The sequence below is a fragment of the Aequorivita xiaoshiensis genome (assembly GCF_022008395.1).
GTDB classification, from domain to species: domain Bacteria; phylum Bacteroidota; class Bacteroidia; order Flavobacteriales; family Flavobacteriaceae; genus Aequorivita; species Aequorivita xiaoshiensis.
In genome coordinates, this window is sequence record NZ_JAIRBB010000001.1 from 222144 (window position 1) to 240510 (window position 18367).

The 18367-nt window shown below is 35.7% G+C and carries 20 protein-coding genes and 1 tRNA gene; 15 read left to right on the forward strand and 6 right to left on the reverse strand.

Features of this window, described 5'->3' with window-relative positions; translation table 11 throughout:
- Positions 1-7 precede the first annotated feature (7 nt).
- Positions 8-868, reverse strand: coding sequence for an MBL fold metallo-hydrolase (locus K8344_RS01025; RefSeq protein ID WP_237606409.1), 861 nt, complete (start codon positions 866-868; stop codon positions 8-10).
- A 139-nt stretch (positions 869-1007) separates the two neighbouring features.
- On the opposite strand from K8344_RS01025, the gene K8344_RS01030 reads away from it, so the two are divergent.
- Together K8344_RS01030 and K8344_RS01035 are read left to right on the forward strand one after the other, a co-directional pair.
- A complete protein-coding gene (locus K8344_RS01030; protein WP_237606410.1) occupies positions 1008-2876 on the forward strand; it encodes a cation:proton antiporter in 1869 nt (622 codons plus the stop codon).
- A gap of 36 nt (positions 2877-2912) precedes the next feature.
- On the forward strand, positions 2913-3140 hold the full coding sequence (locus tag K8344_RS01035; protein WP_237606411.1) for a hypothetical protein: 228 nt from the start codon (positions 2913-2915) through the stop codon (positions 3138-3140).
- Positions 3141-3168: 28 nt separating this feature from the next.
- On the opposite strand, the gene K8344_RS01040 is transcribed toward K8344_RS01035, so the two are convergent.
- Positions 3169-3510 carry a helix-turn-helix domain-containing protein gene (locus K8344_RS01040; RefSeq protein ID WP_262913365.1) on the reverse strand — a complete coding sequence of 114 codons (342 nt, stop codon included), beginning with the start codon at positions 3508-3510 and terminating at the stop codon, positions 3169-3171.
- Between the two features lie 104 nt (positions 3511-3614).
- On the opposite strand from K8344_RS01040, the gene K8344_RS01045 reads away from it, so the two are divergent.
- Both K8344_RS01045 and K8344_RS01050 read left to right on the forward strand, forming a co-directional pair.
- On the forward strand, positions 3615-4805 hold the full coding sequence (locus K8344_RS01045) for a hypothetical protein (protein WP_237606414.1): 1191 nt from the start codon (positions 3615-3617) through the stop codon (positions 4803-4805).
- A gap of 92 nt (positions 4806-4897) precedes the next feature.
- Complete coding sequence (locus K8344_RS01050; protein ID WP_237606415.1) at positions 4898-5533, forward strand: hypothetical protein; 636 nt, start codon at positions 4898-4900, stop codon at positions 5531-5533.
- 326 nt (positions 5534-5859) lie between these two features.
- On the opposite strand, the gene lepA is transcribed toward K8344_RS01050, so the two are convergent.
- Positions 5860-7656 carry a translation elongation factor 4 gene (gene lepA / locus K8344_RS01055; protein WP_165144745.1) on the reverse strand — a complete coding sequence of 599 codons (1797 nt, stop codon included), beginning with the start codon at positions 7654-7656 and terminating at the stop codon, positions 5860-5862.
- Between the two features lie 332 nt (positions 7657-7988).
- Between lepA and dusB the strand changes: the two genes are divergently transcribed.
- Positions 7989-8981 carry a tRNA dihydrouridine synthase DusB gene (gene dusB / locus K8344_RS01060; protein WP_237606418.1) on the forward strand — a complete coding sequence of 331 codons (993 nt, stop codon included), beginning with the start codon at positions 7989-7991 and terminating at the stop codon, positions 8979-8981.
- A 57-nt stretch (positions 8982-9038) separates the two neighbouring features.
- Complete coding sequence (locus K8344_RS01065; protein WP_237606420.1) at positions 9039-9695, forward strand: FAD-binding oxidoreductase; 657 nt, start codon at positions 9039-9041, stop codon at positions 9693-9695.
- Positions 9696-9935: 240 nt separating this feature from the next.
- Here the strand turns inward: K8344_RS01065 and K8344_RS01070 are convergent, their stop codons facing one another.
- Together K8344_RS01070 and rbfA are read right to left on the reverse strand one after the other, a co-directional pair.
- The gene (locus K8344_RS01070; protein ID WP_237606422.1) at positions 9936-11141 is read right to left on the reverse strand and encodes an ABC transporter permease; all 1206 of its coding nucleotides are present in this window, start codon (positions 11139-11141) and stop codon (positions 9936-9938) included.
- A 1-nt stretch (position 11142) separates the two neighbouring features.
- On the reverse strand, positions 11143-11538 hold the full coding sequence (gene rbfA, locus K8344_RS01075) for a 30S ribosome-binding factor RbfA (protein ID WP_165144759.1): 396 nt from the start codon (positions 11536-11538) through the stop codon (positions 11143-11145).
- Positions 11539-11642: 104 nt separating this feature from the next.
- On the opposite strand from rbfA, the gene mce reads away from it, so the two are divergent.
- The 3 genes from mce to K8344_RS01090 all read left to right on the forward strand — a co-directional run bounded on the left by mce (position 11643) and on the right by K8344_RS01090 (position 12567).
- The gene (mce, locus tag K8344_RS01080) at positions 11643-12047 is read left to right on the forward strand and encodes a methylmalonyl-CoA epimerase (RefSeq protein WP_165144762.1); all 405 of its coding nucleotides are present in this window, start codon (positions 11643-11645) and stop codon (positions 12045-12047) included.
- Between the two features lie 49 nt (positions 12048-12096).
- Positions 12097-12173 (forward strand) — tRNA-Ile (locus tag K8344_RS01085).
- 178 nt (positions 12174-12351) lie between these two features.
- Positions 12352-12567, forward strand: coding sequence for a hypothetical protein (locus K8344_RS01090; RefSeq protein WP_237606423.1), 216 nt, complete (start codon positions 12352-12354; stop codon positions 12565-12567).
- Here K8344_RS01090 and K8344_RS01095 read toward each other — a convergent pair.
- A complete protein-coding gene (locus K8344_RS01095) occupies positions 12539-13126 on the reverse strand; it encodes a riboflavin synthase (protein WP_237606424.1) in 588 nt (195 codons plus the stop codon). The two genes, K8344_RS01090 and K8344_RS01095, sit on opposite strands and share 29 nt — an antisense overlap.
- A 217-nt stretch (positions 13127-13343) precedes the next feature.
- Here K8344_RS01095 and pdxA point away from each other — a divergent pair, with 217 nt between their 5' ends.
- The 6 genes from pdxA to accC all read left to right on the forward strand — a co-directional run bounded on the left by pdxA (position 13344) and on the right by accC (position 18361).
- A complete protein-coding gene (pdxA, locus tag K8344_RS01100) occupies positions 13344-14405 on the forward strand; it encodes a 4-hydroxythreonine-4-phosphate dehydrogenase PdxA (protein ID WP_237606425.1) in 1062 nt (353 codons plus the stop codon).
- An 84-nt stretch (positions 14406-14489) separates the two neighbouring features.
- Positions 14490-15035, forward strand: a complete 546-nt coding sequence (locus tag K8344_RS01105; RefSeq protein ID WP_237606426.1) for a YceD family protein — start codon at positions 14490-14492, stop codon at positions 15033-15035.
- 9 nt (positions 15036-15044) lie between these two features.
- Positions 15045-15242: a 50S ribosomal protein L32 gene (rpmF, locus tag K8344_RS01110; protein WP_062620449.1), complete on the forward strand. Its 198-nt coding sequence runs from the start codon at positions 15045-15047 to the stop codon at positions 15240-15242.
- Positions 15243-15413: 171 nt separating this feature from the next.
- On the forward strand, positions 15414-16412 hold the full coding sequence (locus K8344_RS01115; RefSeq protein ID WP_139853943.1) for a beta-ketoacyl-ACP synthase III: 999 nt from the start codon (positions 15414-15416) through the stop codon (positions 16410-16412).
- Between the two features lie 31 nt (positions 16413-16443).
- Positions 16444-16929, forward strand: coding sequence for an acetyl-CoA carboxylase biotin carboxyl carrier protein (gene accB, locus K8344_RS01120; protein ID WP_237606427.1), 486 nt, complete (start codon positions 16444-16446; stop codon positions 16927-16929).
- 79 nt (positions 16930-17008) lie between these two features.
- Complete coding sequence (gene accC / locus K8344_RS01125; protein WP_237606428.1) at positions 17009-18361, forward strand: acetyl-CoA carboxylase biotin carboxylase subunit; 1353 nt, start codon at positions 17009-17011, stop codon at positions 18359-18361.
- Positions 18362-18367: the final 6 nt, after the last annotated feature.

Here is an 18367-nt window from a genome sequence, read left to right on the forward strand (position 1 = left end):
TAAAGTGTTAGTTAAAGAATTCTGTTAGGGAAAAAGTTTCGTTAAGTCGAACTCCTTTTTCGGTATTTTTTACTGTAATTATTGGGTTATGCGCATCGTGTTCTAGAAAAAGATAGAAATTATTTTCTGCTGCTTTGCTCAGAAATTTTTCTTTTTCGGGAAGGGTTAATAGCGGTCTTGTATCATACCCCATTACAAACGGAAGTGGCAAATGACCAGCTGTAGGAAGCAAATCTGCCATAAAAACCAACGTTTTTCCTTTGTAGTTTATATGCGGAATCATTTGTTTGTCGGTATGACCATCAACGTAAAGAATTCCGAAGTCAAGCTCTTTAGCTTCTGAAAAGTCTGACGTTGGCTGCTCGACAAATTTTAGCTGCCCGCTTTCTTGCATTGGCAGAATATTTTCCTTCAGAAATGAAGCTTGCTCACGTCTATTAGGCTCTGTAGCCCATTTCCAATGGTCTTTATTGCTCCAGTATGTCGCGTTTTTAAAAGCAGTTTCATACCCTGTTCGGTCTTTATTCCACTGAACACCACCACCACAATGATCGAAGTGTAGATGCGTCATAAAAACATCGGTAATATCATCCCGATGAAACCCGTGTTTCTTTAAAGAGCTGTCAAGATTGTGGTCGCCCCATCTAAAGTAATAACCGAAAAATTTTTCGCTCTGTTTGTCACCCATTCCGGTGTCAATAAGCGTTAATCGATCGCCATTTTCAATAAGAAGACAACGCGCAGCGATATCAATCATATTATTTTGGTCCGCAGGATTCGTCCTGGTCCATAAGGTTTTTGGTACAACGCCGAACATTGCACCGCCATCTAATTTAAAATTACCGGCTTCAATTGGAAATAGTTGCATAATTTGAAGAAATGAGTTGCAAAATAACAAAAGCGTTACACTCCTAAGGTCCAAGTAAAAATAATTATACTATTTTTAACAAATTATTCTTTTTCAGTGGAAGAGAAAATTTTTTAATTTGCCAAAACCCCGTTTTTTTATGGTAGAACTTGCAGGAATTATAATTTTAGGAATATTGGCCCAGTGGGTAGCTTGGAAATTTAAAATACCTGCCATTTTACCTTTAATTATGATTGGCCTCTTGGTAGGACCAATTTCTACACTTATTTCGGCTGATGGAACTCAATGGCTTCAGCCTATTTGGAATGGAGAAAAAGGACTCTTCCCCGGGGAGAATCTCTTCTATTTTGTATCACTAGCGGTAGGAATTATACTTTTTGAAGGAGGATTAACGCTCAAACGCGATGAGATTTCTAAAGTAGGGCCCGCAATCGGTAAGCTTATTAGTATTGGTGCGGCGATTACTTTTATTGGAGCAGGAGTTGCAGCCCATTATGTTTTCGGATTAGACTGGAGAATTTCGTTTCTATTTTCAGCATTAATTATTGTTACAGGCCCTACGGTTATTTCGCCTATTTTAAGAAATATTCCTCTGAAAAAAGACGTTGCTGCCGTATTGCGTTGGGAAGGTATTTTAATTGACCCTATTGGTGCTCTTGTAGCTGTACTTGTTTATGAATTTATTAGCGTAGAAGGCGATTCGGGCTATACAAAACAAGCATTACTCGACTTCGGAAAAATTGTATTAATAGGGATGTCTTTTGGTATTACCGCGGGATATGCGCTTTATTTTGCCATTAAAAAGAAACTTGTACCTCATTATCTCTCTAATGTAGTTGCGCTCTCTATGGTTATGGCAGTATTCGTAATCAGCGATTTGTTTGCACATGAATCTGGTTTATTAGCCGTGGTAGTAATGGGAATGTTTTTAGGAAACAGCGACCTTCCTAGCCTTAAAGAACTTCTGTATTTTAAAGAATCACTTAGTGTCTTGTTAGTATCGATTTTATTTATTCTACTTGCCGCAAATATTAGTATTGAAGATTTGCTCCTTGTTTACAATTGGAAAACTGCAATATTATTGGCTATCATCATATTCCTACTTCGTCCTTTATCAGTTTTTGCCAGTACAACTAGATCCTCGTTAAAGGTAAATGAAAAACTATTTATAAGTTGGGTGGGACCTCGAGGAATTGTTGCCGCAGGTATTTCTTCATTATTTGGAACTAAACTTGTTACAAAAGGTGTTGTGGGTGCTGAATACATCACTCCATTAGTTTTTGCTGTGGTTTTAATTACAGTAATTTTAAACGCAACTACTGCCAGATTAGTTGCTGGATGGATGGGAGTTTACCTTAAAAAATCTGAAGGTATTTTAATTGTAGGGGCTTCAAAAGCTTCTAGGTTAATTGCTACCTATTTACATAAAAACGAACGACATGTAGTGTTAGTAGATTCTAACCAGCTAAATATTAATAGAGCTAAAGAATTAGGACTAGAAGCCTTTACTGCAAATATCTATACCGATGATTTAACAGACAATATAGAGTTAAATGATGTAGGATATATACTAGCCATGACGGGGAGCGACGAAATTAACAAGCAAGCAATTAACCGCTTTGAAAAATATTTTGGTGAAAATGGAACATTTAGGCTAATTACCTCAGACGAAATGAAGAAGAACAAAAACTTATCGATTAAAGAATTGTTCTCTTACACTCACGATTATTCTCGCTTTGCGCAAGTTGCCCAAGAATTCCCGTCTATACAAGAAATTCCTGTCGAAAATCACAATCAGTTCTTAAGAGTACTTAATATTGTTGGTGAAGATAAAAATGCAATCCCGCTATTCTTAAAACGTCCAGATGGGTTTTTAGACCTGATTACTTCCCCTACTGAATTAGAAACTGAAGAAGGAAGTAATTTAGTTTACTTAGGAAAACCTATGGATTTTGAAGATGTAGTTAATGCTACGCGTTCAGAAAACGAAGGGAAATCTGAGAAATAATTTTACAATACTTACGTTTTAGATAAACACAAAAAAATGCGAAGAGTCTACTTTTTTGCGGTATTAATTTGCAGTCTTTCAGTTTTCTCTTGTAAAAAAGATGACGGAAAGTCATGTACTACTTGTTCTTCATCCGTAACCTCAGACTTTGAAGTGTGTGAAGAAGCCAATGGAAATGCCTCCGTTAACGGTCAAGACACTGGAACTAGCTATGCTAGATACATTACAGACCTAGAAGCCACTGGAGCGAGTTGTGGAAATTAAACTTATTATTTATCTAAATTTCAAAAAATTAGGCATTTTTAAGGAATGTCCTTAAAAAATCAATTTCTTCTTTTAAAGAATTAATATGCTCTTTATCAGCTTGAACATGTGTTTCAACATTATAAGCAGATGCAGTTTCATTATGTTGTTGGTTAATGATTCTAGCATTTTTTTCATCAAATAGAAATGAAACTGATATAACTATAACTTCGGCTATTTTTTTAAGCTTAGGCACATTTAATCGATTATCATCTTTTTCTAATCTTCCATAATTTGATTGAGTAACTTCTAATTCGGACGCCATTGCATCCTGTGATATACTTAGGTTCTCTCTCATTTTTCTGATCTTATTGCCTATTACGTTATTCATATTATAAATTATTTAAGTACGAATAGAATTGAAGTAATTAAAATGTGAATTACATTTATAGGTTTTTTGTGAAATATTTGTTAAACTAATTTAATACAAATATTATGAAAAAAATTATCCTTTTACTCTTAATAACTTTAGTTGCTTGCTCTAAGCAAGACAGCATTTCTGATAAGGAGCTAGCTACCGAAGTTGAAATAGTCAACAATATTGATTATTACGATAAAGCCTACATAGAAGAAGCTTCTTTAAGTGAACAATTAGAATACAAACGTTATCATCTAAAAAAAGTAGCTAATTGGCTAATGAAAAACAAATCTGATCTTTATGAAGTAATTTCAACTGAATTAAAAATAAATAATAACAGTAAGAGATTTCTAGTTAGTGATATCGTACAAGAAATGGTTTTAAGAAAATCTGGTAACATATGGAATAATGTTGATCTTAATTTTTCACTAACCGCATTCGAAAATTTAGATAACGATAGCGCATACCCTACTGTGTTCTTTCCAAATACATCGAAATATACTGATGAAAATCGATCTCCCTATGATGATTCTAAGCAACTTTACGCCATAAAGGATTATGATGAAGTAAATGAAAAAGAAATAATGGTCGGATATCAAGAAAACGCAAATAATGAATTAGAGGAGATTAATGAGCCAGTAGTTCCAAGTATAGCAGAGGAGTCTGAAATAATTGTGCTGAATATTGGACCGTGCACAGGTACAGATCCTATTGGTGAATTAAGAGGTCTGGGATGTAATTCCGGAGGCGGCGGAGGCGGCGGAGGTCAAGGCTTAGACAGGCATTATATCCGAAATATGACAGTTAGAGAAAATAAAGAACCTTGGCCAGAGAGATCAGATGTAACCTTAGTCGGTTTTAAAACTTTGGGATTACCTTATGATAACGGTCCTTGTGGCTATAGTATAACTGGTGCTTCGGACTGTTTGAATGAACCAGAAGGAAGATATATTCAGGAATTTAAAAGAAAATGGATAAGAAATGAAAACCAACAAACTATAAATCATGTAATAGATGCTTATCCGAACCCTAATAATGTTGATATGTATTTTGCTTTAGTTATTTTTGAAAGAGATAATTGGCCTGCAAGTAAACGTACCGTCGGTATTGATTTTCCGAATGGAGTTACCAGAACAGCTCAATTTAGAAGTTGGGATTCTGAATATAATAAAGTTTTAGTAAAAAACAAAAGTGCCAGTCAAGGTGTTTCGAAGATAGATGGTTATTCAGTAGATAATTCTACGATTAGATATAATCTGGGAGATTAATTAATAAAATTACCCGTGTGTTAAAAATTAATACACGGGTTTTATAAAGTAAAAACATGTATAAATACCTATTGTTATTTTCAATTTTTTTTGTGACAAATATAACCTTTGCACAAAGTAATTATACTACAGATGATAGGAAAGGCAAACTTTTTTTCAAAGCAGGTAGTGATTATCGTATAACCCCCATTTATGATGGAATTAAATTAAAAGAAGATATTCTTCGAACAAGCATAGATAGTCAGAACAGTGGAGCTGCTATTTTTTATGGAGTGGAGTTTTTCCCTTGGAAGAATTTAAGCATTAATTTTAATCATTCTTTTCATTATACATTATTTTATCTTGAATCTTTTGATGGGAGTGAAGATGATCTTGGAGGAGAAGCATCAGTAAATGAACTGTTTTATGATTTTCATTTTTTCATCAATTATTATTTCAAAATATTTGATGAGTCAGAAATATTTATAAGATTAGGTAAATCCATGATGAATAGAAATTCAAATTATACGACCAATGAAGCTTTATACGATGATAATGGAAATTTGGCGATAGGAATATCTAGTCAGGGAAACTTTAATTTTTCTCCTTACAATGCAGGGCTTGGTTTTAAGAAAAATAAAGTAGAAGTTTTATTAGGTATATATTCTACATCGATCACACCGTATCTCGTAGGTGAAGATTTTATTATTCCTTACTTTAACTTAGCATATACTATCGGTAAAATGTGATACTAACTTATTATAAAATTAGTTTTTCATCAAAGAGCGTGAACGAGTTTTGTATTTTTAATTCAATTCACGGATTATAACTTTTATTCGTGAATTATATTATCTTCAGATTACGATAAGGAAGCAAAATTTTCACACTTCAACCTCCTCAACAAGGCCAACCAACAAACCATTGAAGGTTTTATGGAAAAAGGGGTTTGGAAAATTGGGGTCTAAAACAAAAGCCACCAATACACGAATTACTTATAAATTCTTGTATTCGTGGCTTTTTATATTTTAATTGAATTAGGGCCATCAGTCACCCAGCATCAGACATCTAGCACTGTTTAATCATTCAACTTAAGTACCGCCATAAACGCTTCTTGTGGAATCTCTACATTCCCTACTTGACGCATACGCTTTTTACCTTTCTTCTGCTTTTCAAGAAGTTTACGCTTTCTAGAAATATCACCCCCATAACATTTTGCGGTAACATCCTTTCTAAGTGCTTTCACCGTTTCACGAGCAATAATTTTTGCTCCAATAGCAGCTTGAATAGGAATATCAAATTGTTGTCTTGGGATTAGTTCGCGAAGTTTTTCGCAAATTTTCTTTCCAATATCATAAGCATTATCTCGGTGAAGCAAAGCAGAAAGTGCATCTACAACGTTTCCATTTAATAACACATCTACCTTAACTAAGTGAGATTGACGCATTCCTATTGGAGAATAATCGAAGGAAGCATACCCTTTAGAAACTGTTTTTAATCGATCGTAAAAGTCGAAAACAATCTCTGCCAAAGGCATATCAAAAGTTAGCTCTACACGTTCGGTAGTTAAATATGTCTGATTTGTAATTTCACCTCTCTTTTCAATACAAAGAGACATTACAGAACCAACAAAATCTGACTTTGTAATAATTGTGGCCTTTATAAATGGTTCCTCTACTCTATTTAAAGTTGAAGGTTCCGGTAAGTCGGAAGGGTTATTCACCAAAATTGGTGTATCCGGCTCTTTATTAGTAAATGCATGATATGATACGTTTGGCACGGTAGTAATTACCGTCATGTCAAACTCTCTTTCCAATCTTTCTTGAATAATCTCTAAGTGGAGCATTCCCAAGAAACCACAACGGAAACCAAATCCAAGGGCTGCAGAACTTTCAGGAATAAATATTAAAGAAGCATCATTCAACTGAAGTTTTTCCATAGAGTTTCTCAACTCTTCATAATCCTCAGTATCTACAGGATAAATTCCAGCAAAAACCATAGGTTTTACATCTTCGAACCCTTCAATCATATTAACTGTAGGATTTTTTGAATCGGTAATGGTATCACCTACCTTTACTTCTTTAGCCTCTTTGATTCCTGTAATTAAATATCCAACATCTCCAGCTTTAATCGAATCTTTTGGAAGTTGCTTTAATTTTAAAGTTCCAACTTCATCGGCGTAATAACTTTTTCCGGTGGCCATAAATTTTATGTGCTGCCCTTTTTTTATTTCACCATTTAAAACTCTAAAGTATGTTTCAACACCACGGAATGGATTGTAAACAGAATCGAATATCAAAGCTTGTAAGGGCTCATCCAATACTCCTGTTGGTGGTGGAATTCGCTCGATAATAGCGCTCAGTATTTCTTCAATACCAAGCCCTGTTTTTGCACTAGCTGGAATCACCTCTTCTGGCTTACACCCTAGAAGGTCTACAATATCATCGGTAACCTCCTCAACATTAGCCGAAGGAAGATCTACTTTGTTTAATACTGGAATAATCTCCAAATCATTTTCTAGCGCTAAGTATAAATTAGAAATCGTTTGCGCTTGAATACTTTGTGCTGCATCTACAATTAGTAATGCGCCTTCACAGGCAGCAATAGATCGAGAAACTTCGTACGAGAAATCAACGTGCCCAGGAGTGTCAATTAAGTTTAATACGTATTGCTCACCCTTGTACATATAGTCCATCTGTATCGCGTGACTTTTAATAGTAATTCCACGCTCGCGCTCCAAGTCCATACTATCTAATAGTTGCGCTTGTTTCTCACGACTAGTAACGGAACCTGTGGCGTCCAATAGTCGGTCGGCCAAAGTACTTTTCCCGTGGTCAATATGCGCTATAATACAAAAGTTTCTAATGTTCTTCATAAATTAATCCTTCTTCGTGCTACGAATTGCAAATATAGATTAAAAGAGTGATTATTTTAGTTATGATGCAGTAGTTAATAATAATTTCATTTGTAGAACTATTTTTAATAAAACAGCATAAGACTTTTAGGCGTGAGACATAAGACCTAAAAAATATTACATAAAATTAGTGCATTCTAAAAATAAATAACAACAAAACACTATACACCAGTATTTTACAGGTCAAATCTTATGTCTTACGTCCTTTAGCGAAGCATCCTTAAGTCTTAGTAATGCAATAATGATTTATTATACTGATATTTACTACTTTTGCATTCTCAAATAAAAAGAAATTGCCAAAAATAGGAAACATACAACTGCCTGATTTTCCATTATTACTAGCCCCAATGGAAGACGTAAGCGATCCGCCCTTCCGTGCACTTTGTAAGGAACAAGGCGCCGATGTGGTTTTTACTGAATTTATCTCTTCGGAGGGACTTATTCGGGATGCTGCAAAAAGTGTGATGAAGCTTGATATTTATGAAAAGGAACGCCCCGTTGGAATTCAGATTTTTGGAGCTGTTCTAGAATCTATGTTGCGCAGTGTAGAAATTGTAGAAGCCAGCGGTCCAGACATTATCGACATTAACTTTGGTTGTCCCGTAAAAAAAGTAGTAAGTAAAGGCGCAGGTGCAGGGATTTTAAAGGACGTAGATTTAATGGTTAGCCTTACCGAAGCCATGGTAAAGCACACAAAACTGCCTGTAACCGTAAAAACACGATTAGGCTGGGATCACGATAGTATAAAAATTATGGAAGTTGCTGAACGTTTACAGGATGTAGGCTGTCAAGCAATTTCTATTCACGGCCGTACTCGCGCCCAAATGTATAAAGGTAATGCCGATTGGGCTCCTATTGCCGAAGTAAAAAACAATCCAAGAATGCATATTCCTGTATTTGGAAATGGAGATGTTGATACGCCCGAAAAAGCAATGGAAATGCGCGATAAATATGGCTTAGACGGTGCAATGATAGGCCGTGCAAGTATTGGATATCCTTGGTTTTTTAAAGAAGTAAAACACTATTTTAAAACTGGCGAACACTTACCACCCCCATCGATGCTTGAGCGTGTAGAAGCCGCCAAACGCCACTTACAAATGGCAATTGATTGGAAAGGTGAAAAACTTGGCGTTTTTGAAACCCGCCGCCATTATACCAACTATTTTAAGGGAATTCCAAACTTTAAGGAATACCGAATGAAAATGGTAACCAGCGACGATTCTGCATCGGTTTTTGAAGCTTTTGATGAAGTTATGCAAGTGTTTGCTGATTATGAGTTTGTTTAAATAAATAAACTGTTTTTCAATAAAAACCTTTCTATCTTTGACGTTTAAATTGGCCTAATGCAAACCCTCAAAATAATAAGCAATCAATATATAACCCATAACGTAAAACGTTTTGTACTAGAAAAACCGAAAGATTTCACCTACGCCCCCGGCCAATCGGCAGTTATTTCTATAAATATTCCTGGATGGGAAAATCAGCTACGCCCCTACACCTTTACCTCATTACAACATTGGGATTATTTAGAGATCATCGTAAAAATTTACGAAGAGCACGAAGGCGTTAGCGCTCAATTGGGAAAACTCAACACGGGAGCAGAGCTTCTACTTCACGAGGTTTTTGGGACTATAAAATATAAAGGGCCAGGTATTTTTATTGCTGGCGGAACTGGGATAACTCCATTTATCGCAATTTTTAGAGCACTTTTTGAAAGTGGAAATCTACGCAAAGTAGCCTTGTTGTATTCCAACAGAACCAAAGACGATATTATACTTCACGATGAATTGACAAAAATGCTAGGCCCCGCCTATAAAAATGTGTTTACTAAAGAAGGAGTAATTGGTTTTCGCGAACGCCGAATAGACCGCAAATACCTTATTGAAACTATTGGGAATTTTGATTCTCGTTTTTACGTGTGTGGCCCACAAGATTTTACAGAAGAAATTTGTGAAGCATTGGTAAGTCTAGGTGCAGACCCCGAATATTTGGTTGTTTAATCTAAGATGTAAGACCATCCCGATAGCTATCGGGCCTGAAAGACTTAATACATAAGGCTTGCCTATTTATATGTTGGTGATTAAGAAAATTTCTTAATCATTAAATTTCGTTGTGAAGCTTAACAAACAGATGTCACCCACTAGGTGTTGTTTATACCCCAGTTACCATCGACTAAACTGAGTTTTTTAATCTTTAATTTGAACTCTAAATATTTGTAGTACAATTAAAGGCGAATACTTCTAAACCAACAACTTCTCTCGCACCCTACTCGAGGCTATTTTGGATGCGATGATACCTAAAACGCTAATGGTTACAAACACTACTATAACGTTTACCAGGTTTAGCTTTACGGGATAAGGCAGAGTACTAGTTATTGCTACGAATCCAAACTTTAATTGCGCCAAAACAGCAAGCACCCCAAGAGAAATCCCTACTAGACCACCTAACACAGTCATTAATGTTCCTTGCAAAAAGAATATACGGCGTATTTCTCTAAGCGAGGCTCCCATATTATAGAGTGTTTTTATGTTTTTTCGCTTGTCTAGAATCATCATTATTATAGAACCCACTACATTAAAAAGTGCAATAATCATTACTAATGTAAAAATTAGGTATACAGCAATGTTTTCGGTGTTCAGCATTTTATAAAGCGCGTCATTTTGCTGAATTCGGTTTTTAATAACAACACCTTCAGGGAAAACTTTTTCAATATTTGCCCTAACAGATTCTTCTGAAGCATTTGAAAGCATCTTTATTTCAATTGCAGAAATTTTGGATTCATCAAGCGATAGTAAATCTCTGGCAAAATCCATATCGGTAAATACATATTTAGAATCTAAATCCTCATTAACACTGTAAACTCCTGAAACTACAGTCCGTTTTTTTGTGAATGCATTTGTGGGATTTAGAGCATTTAACTGCCCTGTACCCGGCTTAGGAACATATATTTCTAATGGATTACTATAATCATTTAGATATAATGAGAGCTTACTTGAGGTTCCTAAACCAATAACCACTTCACTAAGAGAAGGTTCAAACCACAATCCAGCAATCATAATGCTATCTATAGAATTTACACTTTCATAGACCGTATCCACCCCTTTTATATAGGCGATATGGTTTTTTCCTTTGTAGTGTAGAAAAACACGTTCTTCAATTATTTCTGAAAAGACTTCGATTCCCTCAATTTTCGCTAATTGTTGCTTTTGTGCTTTAGAAAAAGAAATGGTTTTTCCACTTTCAGGAAGGATTTTTAAATCACTATCAAATTCGTTTGTAAACTGAAGACTGAATTCTTTTAAGCCAGAAAATCCTGAAAGCACAATAAACAAAGCCATTGCACCAACTACCACTCCAATCGCTGCAATACCAGTAATAATATTAATGGCATTGTTGCTACTTTTTGAAAACAAATAACGCTTTGCGATGTAGAGGGAAAAATTCAAGCTATGACTTTTTTCTTTTCGGAAGTAAATCAGGGTTTTTCAGCGGATTATCTTCACCTTTTACTGCACGATCTATCTTTTCTATATATTCTAAAGAGTCGTCATTGTAAAATGTAAGGTCTGGCATTTTTCGAAGCTGATGCTTAGTAAGCTGCGCTATTTGATGTTTAATATGAGGTTTGTTTTTATTTAATTCAACAACAATTGCCTCAGCCTTATCTGCTGGAAACACACTTACATATACCTTTGATATAGAAAGGTCTGTGGTTACTGTTACTTTACTTACCGATATAATTATACCTGTTTGCCCCGCCTCGCGTAGCATTCCTTGTAGTACATTTGCCAAGTCGTTCTGCAGAACACTGGCTATCTTTTTTTGTCTATTACTTTCTTCCATACTGCAAAAATAGAACATAAAACTGTATCGAGTGCATTTATACCCCTAAGCTTGTTGAATTATAATAGAAATAAGTTTGTATTTTTGCAGATACAAGTAATAAAATGGAGAAAATAGAACATATTGGCATTGCGGTAAAAAATATTTCAGAAGCAAATAAGGTTTACGAAGCCTTGCTGGGCAGCGCACCGTATAAAAGTGAAAAAGTGGAAAGCGAAGGCGTAGAAACTTCTTTCTTTAGAAGTGGAGAAAGCAAAATTGAACTTTTAGAAGCTACCAACCCAGAAAGCCCGATCGCAAAATTCATTGAAAAACGTGGCGAAGGAATTCACCACATAGCTTTTGCAGTCGATGATATTAAATCTGAGATGGAAAGATTGAAAAAAGAAGGTTTTATTTTGTTAAACGAAACCCCTAAAAAAGGCGCTGATAATAAGCTAGTAGCGTTCGTTCACCCCAAATCAGCCAACGGAGTTCTGGTTGAACTTTGTCAAGAAATTAAGGAATAAAATTCTTGTGGGGTTTTAAAATAAGTAGTAATATTGCATCCTCTTAACCGGTCCTATAGCTCAGTTGGTTAGAGCACTTGACTCATAATCAAGTGGTCCCTGGTTCGAGCCCAGGTGGGACCACCACAAAACAAAGTCTTGCATTGCAAGACTTTGTTTTTTTACAGAAAACCTTACTGTTTTACTTAGGTAATTCTTAAAAAGATAAATTTATCTCAGAATGTTCTTAAAATAATTTAGTAGAGTAGTTAAAAAATTATTACTTTAGGCACGTGTTTACCGTCCCCACCATTATATAACATTCATGATATCATTTTTATACACGGTAGTTTTTCTTGCATTACAGTCGGTTACGGAAACCCAAGGTCCTCCGCCACCCGCTCGTGATGGCGATCCAGAAGGCCCTCAGCTACCAATTGATGACAACTTATGGATATTACTTGCAGTAGGATTGATGTTTGGAATTTATATTCTTTACAAAAGAAATCAGGTTATGAATAGGGCTGCATCAGATTCTTAACGTACTTCCCAATTATATCAAATTCTAAATTTACTTTATCACCAACTTTAATTTCTTTAAAGTTTGTATGCTCATAAGTATATGGAATTATGGCCACACTAAACTGTGACTTTTTTGAATCAACAACAGTTAAGCTTACACCATTAACAGTTATAGAACCTTTTTCAACTGTGCTAAATTCAGAATTAGAATATTGAAAAGTGTAAACCCAACTCCCATCAGCTTCTTTAATACTAATACATTCGGCTACACCATCAACATGACCTTGCACAATATGCCCATCTAGCCTATCTCCTAATTTCATTGCCCTTTCTAAATTTACAAGAGCGTTGTTTTTTAGGGTATTTAAATTGGTTTTCTCTAAAGTTTCCTGAATAGCTGTAACCACATAGGCGTCGTCTTTTATTTCAACCACTGTTAAACACACCCCGTTATGCGAAACACTTTGGTCTATTTTTAACTCACTCGCCAAAGGAGATTTTATTTCAATATGAAGGTTTTCACCGTCTTTTGTAAGCTTAGCTACTTCACCTAGCGTTTCTATAATACCTGTAAACATTGTTAGATTTTTTTTTCTAAAGTTAGTTGTGGATTTTGAAAATATGTTTAACATTATATCTTAAAGCACGCAATCAAGTTTAAACGAACTATATAAATCTTCTTTCTATTCATTAACAATAGAAGAAAAGAAAATTGATTTCGTTTTATTTAAAATATTATAATCAAAATGCACAATGTGTTAGTTACATTTGTAGTGCAAAAATAACAATTAAAAAATGGGTACAGAAGATAGAATAGTTGTTGGAATTTCAATAGGCGACATTAATGGAATTGGTAGTGAAATTATTTTGAAAACCTTCGAAGATTCTAGGATGCTAGAATTTTGCACCCCAGTGATATTTGCTTCAGTAAAACTGATGTCATTTTTCAAAAAACATTTTGAAACGGATATCAACTTCCACGGAATAGACAGAATAGAAGATTTAATTCCGAAGAAAATAAACGTATTAAATGTCTGGAAAGAACACGTAAATGTTTCCTTCGGTGAAGAAAATGAAAAAGGTGGCGAATACGCTATAAAATCGTTAAAAGCGGCAGTTGCAGCCCTAAAAGAAAGTAAAATTGACGCATTAGTAACAGCGCCAATAAACAAAAGTAACATTCAAACTGAAGGATTTAATTTTCCAGGGCATACAGATTTTTTAGCGCAAGAATTACAAGGAGATAGCTTAATGCTTCTCATCTCGGAGAGTTTGAGAGTAGGCCTTTTAACCGATCACGTTGCGGTTAAAGATGTAGTAAAAAACATTACTCGTGAGCGAATTGACAATAAAATTAACACCATCCACCAATCATTAATTGAAGACTTCGCCATCGAAAAACCAAAAATCGCCGTCTTAGGGATAAACCCACACACTGGCGACAATGGTGTGATTGGTGACGAGGACGATACGCTATTACGTCCAGCATTAGACAATATTCGTAAAAATGGCAAAATGGTTTTTGGCCCTTATGCTGCCGATAGTTTTTTTGGATCAGGAAATTATAAAAATTTTGACGCCATAATCGCTTCCTATCACGATCAAGGATTGATTCCTTTTAAAACACTAGCTTTTGGCAAAGGCGTAAACTTTACAGCAGGTTTAAATAGAATCCGAACATCACCAGATCACGGGACAGCCTTTGATTTGGCGGGTAAAAACCAGGCAAATTTCGATTCATTTCGAGAAGCCGTATTCAGTGCTATTTCAATATATAGAACACGCCAAGAGTACAAGGAGATTTCAAAAAATCCGATGCAAATTTCGCGTAAAAGAAGCTACTCAAAAAAGAAATAGAAAAACTAATTTGCATTTCAAATAATTTTTTATCTTTGCACCCGCCTTATCCGTAAGGTTAAGGTCTTAAATTTAGGTGTGATAATGAAGGAATTGAAAGAATTTACCATCCCTTTTGTAGGGTTGAAGTTAGGGAAACACCAGTTTAACTTTGAATTAAATAAAGCGTTCTTTGAGCATTTTGAGTATGACGAATTTAATAACGCAGCTATTAATCTCAACGTATTGCTGGATAAAACAAGCACGTTATTAGAGTTTACATTAACTTTTGACGGAAGTGTAAACGTTGCTTGTGATATTACAAACGAATTATATGATCAGGAAGTTTCAGGGTCATACAAATTTGTAGTAAAATTTGGAGAAGAATACAATGATGAGAATGAAGATTTACTGATAATTCCTCACGGAAGTTATGAAGTAAACATTCAGCAATTCATTTATGAATCGATTGTTTTGGCAATGCCATCACGAAAAATTCACCCTGGAGTAGAAGACGGCACGTTAAAGAGCGACATACTAGATAAACTTGAAGAACTTAGTCCGAAAGCAATTGATGAAGAATCGGCTGTGGAAGACGAGAATACCGATCCCCGTTGGGATTCATTAAAAAAACTATTAACGGATAAATAATAAATAGCAATGGCACATCCAAAGAGAAAAATCTCGAAAACAAGAAGAGATAAAAGAAGAACGCATTATAAAGCTACTGCACCTACTCTTGCAACTGACCCTACAACAGGTGAGTCACATCTTTTCCATAGAGCTCATTGGCACGAAGGAAAAATGTACTACCGCGGACAAGTTGTTATTGATGCAACTGAGCAGGTAGAAGCTTAAACTTAATTACAATTACTGGGAACTCTCACGGGAACGTGAGGGTTTTTTTATTTTTTAACTTTGCAAAAAGTCAAAAAACGACATACTAGTGCCGAAATTCAAGTAAAATTTAGTAATTTTCACACCTTTTAAAGGGTTTTTACTCTTTTATGTGAATTTTAATTCCGCTTTATGAACAATATAACGGCAGCCATTACCGCTGTAGGAAGTTACGTGCCAGATTACGTTCTCTCTAACAAAGTTCTAGAAACAATGGTCGATACCAACGACGAATGGATTACATCTAGAACGGGAATAAAAGAAAGAAGAATATTAAAGGACAAGGATAAGGGCACTTCCTATTTAGCTATACAGGCAGCAAAAAACCTACTAGAAAAAAGCAATACAGACCCAGCAGAAATTGACATGGTTATTATGGCAACCGCAACGCCAGATATGCCAGTGGCTACAACAGGTGTTTACGTAGCCACACAAATTGGTGCCGTTAATGCTTTTGCTTACGATTTAGTTGCGGCTTGCTCAAGCTTTCTCTTCGGAATGTCTACAGCAGCACGCTACATAGAATCTGGAAAATACAAAAAAGTACTCTTAATAGGCGCAGATAAAATGTCGTCTATTATTGATTATACAGATAGAACTACCTGTATAATATTTGGAGATGGCGGAGGAGCAGTCTTATTCGAACCTAACACGGAAGGTCTTGGCGTTCAAGATGAACACCTACGTACCGATGGAATAGGAAGGCCGTTTCTTAAAATTGATGCGGGTGGATCTTTACTCCCAGCCTCAATAGAAACTGTCAACAATAAACAACACTTCGTGCATCAAGAAGGAAAAACAGTATTTAAGTTTGCTGTTTCTAATATGGCAGATGTTTGCGAAAAAGTGATGAAGAAAAACAACCTGACCGGAGAAGATGTAGATTGGCTAGTTCCTCATCAAGCAAACAAACGAATTATAGATGCTACTTCTACAAGAATGAACCTGCCTCCTGAAAAGGTCATGATGAATATTCATAAATACGGAAATACTACATCAGCTACTTTACCTTTGTGTTTATCCGACTATGAAAAACAACTTAAAAAAGGAGATAATTTAATATTTGCTTCCTTTGGAGGAGGCTTTACTTGGGGCGCCGTTTACCTTAAATGGGCTTACAATTCAAAATAATTTTAACCACCTAAAGACTAAATTTTCTAATATGGAATTAAAGGATATACAAAACTTAATCAAGTTTGTGGCAAAAAGTGGTGCCAGCGAAGTGAAACTAGAAATGGAGGATATCAAAATCACCATTAAAACTGGTTCTGATGATAGTAAGGGTGAGACTACTTACATTCAGCAAATCCCTGCTATGCAGGCGCAACCTCAAATGCAGCAACCACAAGTTCAACAGGCTCCTGCTGCCGATGCAACTGAAACAAAGAAAGAAGAGGCAGATTCTAAACTTATTACTATAAAGTCTCCAATTATCGGAACTTTTTATAGAAAACCATCTCCAGACAAAGCACCATTTGTTGAAGTTGGAAGCAATATTAATACAGGAGATGTACTTTGTGTGATTGAAGCTATGAAACTTTTCAACGAAATTGAAAGTGAAGTTTCTGGTAAAATTGTAAAGGTTCTTGTAGACGACTCTTCTCCAGTTGAGTTCGATCAGCCTTTATTTTTAGTAGATCCATCATAAATATAAACTCCAAATCCCAAATCCAAATCCAAATATTTTTGGAATTTGTGATTCGGAATTTGTTATTTAAGGAAAAGTTATGTTTAAAAAGATATTAATTGCAAATAGGGGCGAAATTGCACTGCGCATAATTCGTACCTGTCGCGAGATGGGAATTAAGTCTGTAGCAGTTTACTCTACAGCCGACGAAGAGAGCTTGCACGTACGCTTTGCAGACGAAGCTGTATGTATTGGACCAGCACCAAGTCACTTAAGTTACTTGAAAATGTCTAATATTATAGCTGCTGCGGAAATTACAAATGCAGATGCAATCCACCCTGGTTATGGATTCCTTTCAGAAAACGCTAAGTTTTCTAAAATTTGCCAAGAACACGGTATAAAATTTATCGGAGCTTCACCTGAAATGATTGATCGTATGGGAGATAAAGCTTCAGCTAAAGCTACTATGAAAGCCGCTGGAGTTCCTACAGTTCCTGGAAGTGAAGGAATTTTAGAATCTTTCGAAGAATGTGAAAAAGTAGCCGATGAGATTGGATACCCAGTAATGTTGAAAGCTACTGCCGGTGGTGGTGGTAAAGGAATGAGAGCTGTTTGGAAGAAAGAAAACCTTAAAAAAGCTTGGGATAGTGCGCGCCAAGAGTCTGCAGCAGCCTTCGGAAACGACGGGATGTATATGGAAAAGCTTATTGAAGAGCCACGCCATATCGAAATACAAATTGTTGGAGATAGCAACGGTCAAGCTTGTCATTTAAGTGAACGTGATTGCTCTATTCAGCGTCGTCACCAAAAGCTTACCGAAGAAACACCAAGCCCTTTTATGACCGATAAACTGCGTACCGAAATGGGTGACGCAGCTGTAAAAGCGGCAGAATTCATAAAATACGAAGGTGCTGGAACTATCGAATTTCTGGTAGATAAGCACAGAAACTTCTACTTTATGGAAATGAATACTCGTATTCAGGTTGAACACCCAATTACTGAGCAAGTAATTGATTACGACTTAATAAGAGAGCAAATATTAGTTGCTGCTGGAATTCCAATTTCTGGTAAAAACTACACTCCAAAACTTCATTCGATTGAATGTAGAATTAATGCGGAAGATCCATATAACGATTTCCGTCCTTCACCAGGTAAGATTAATGTTTTACATGCGCCAGGAGGTCACGGAGTTCGCTTAGACACACACGTTTACGCAGGATACACAATTGTACCAAATTACGATTCTATGATCGCTAAGCTTATTACAACCGCTCAAACTAGAGAGGAAGCAATTAGTAAAATGAAGCGTGCCTTAGATGAATTCGTAATTGAAGGAATAAAAACTACTATTCCTTTTCACCGTCAATTAATGGATCACCCAGACTATATTGCAGGAAATTACACTACTGCTTTTATGGATACATTTAAAATGGATGAAACAGTTGAAGATTAATTTAAG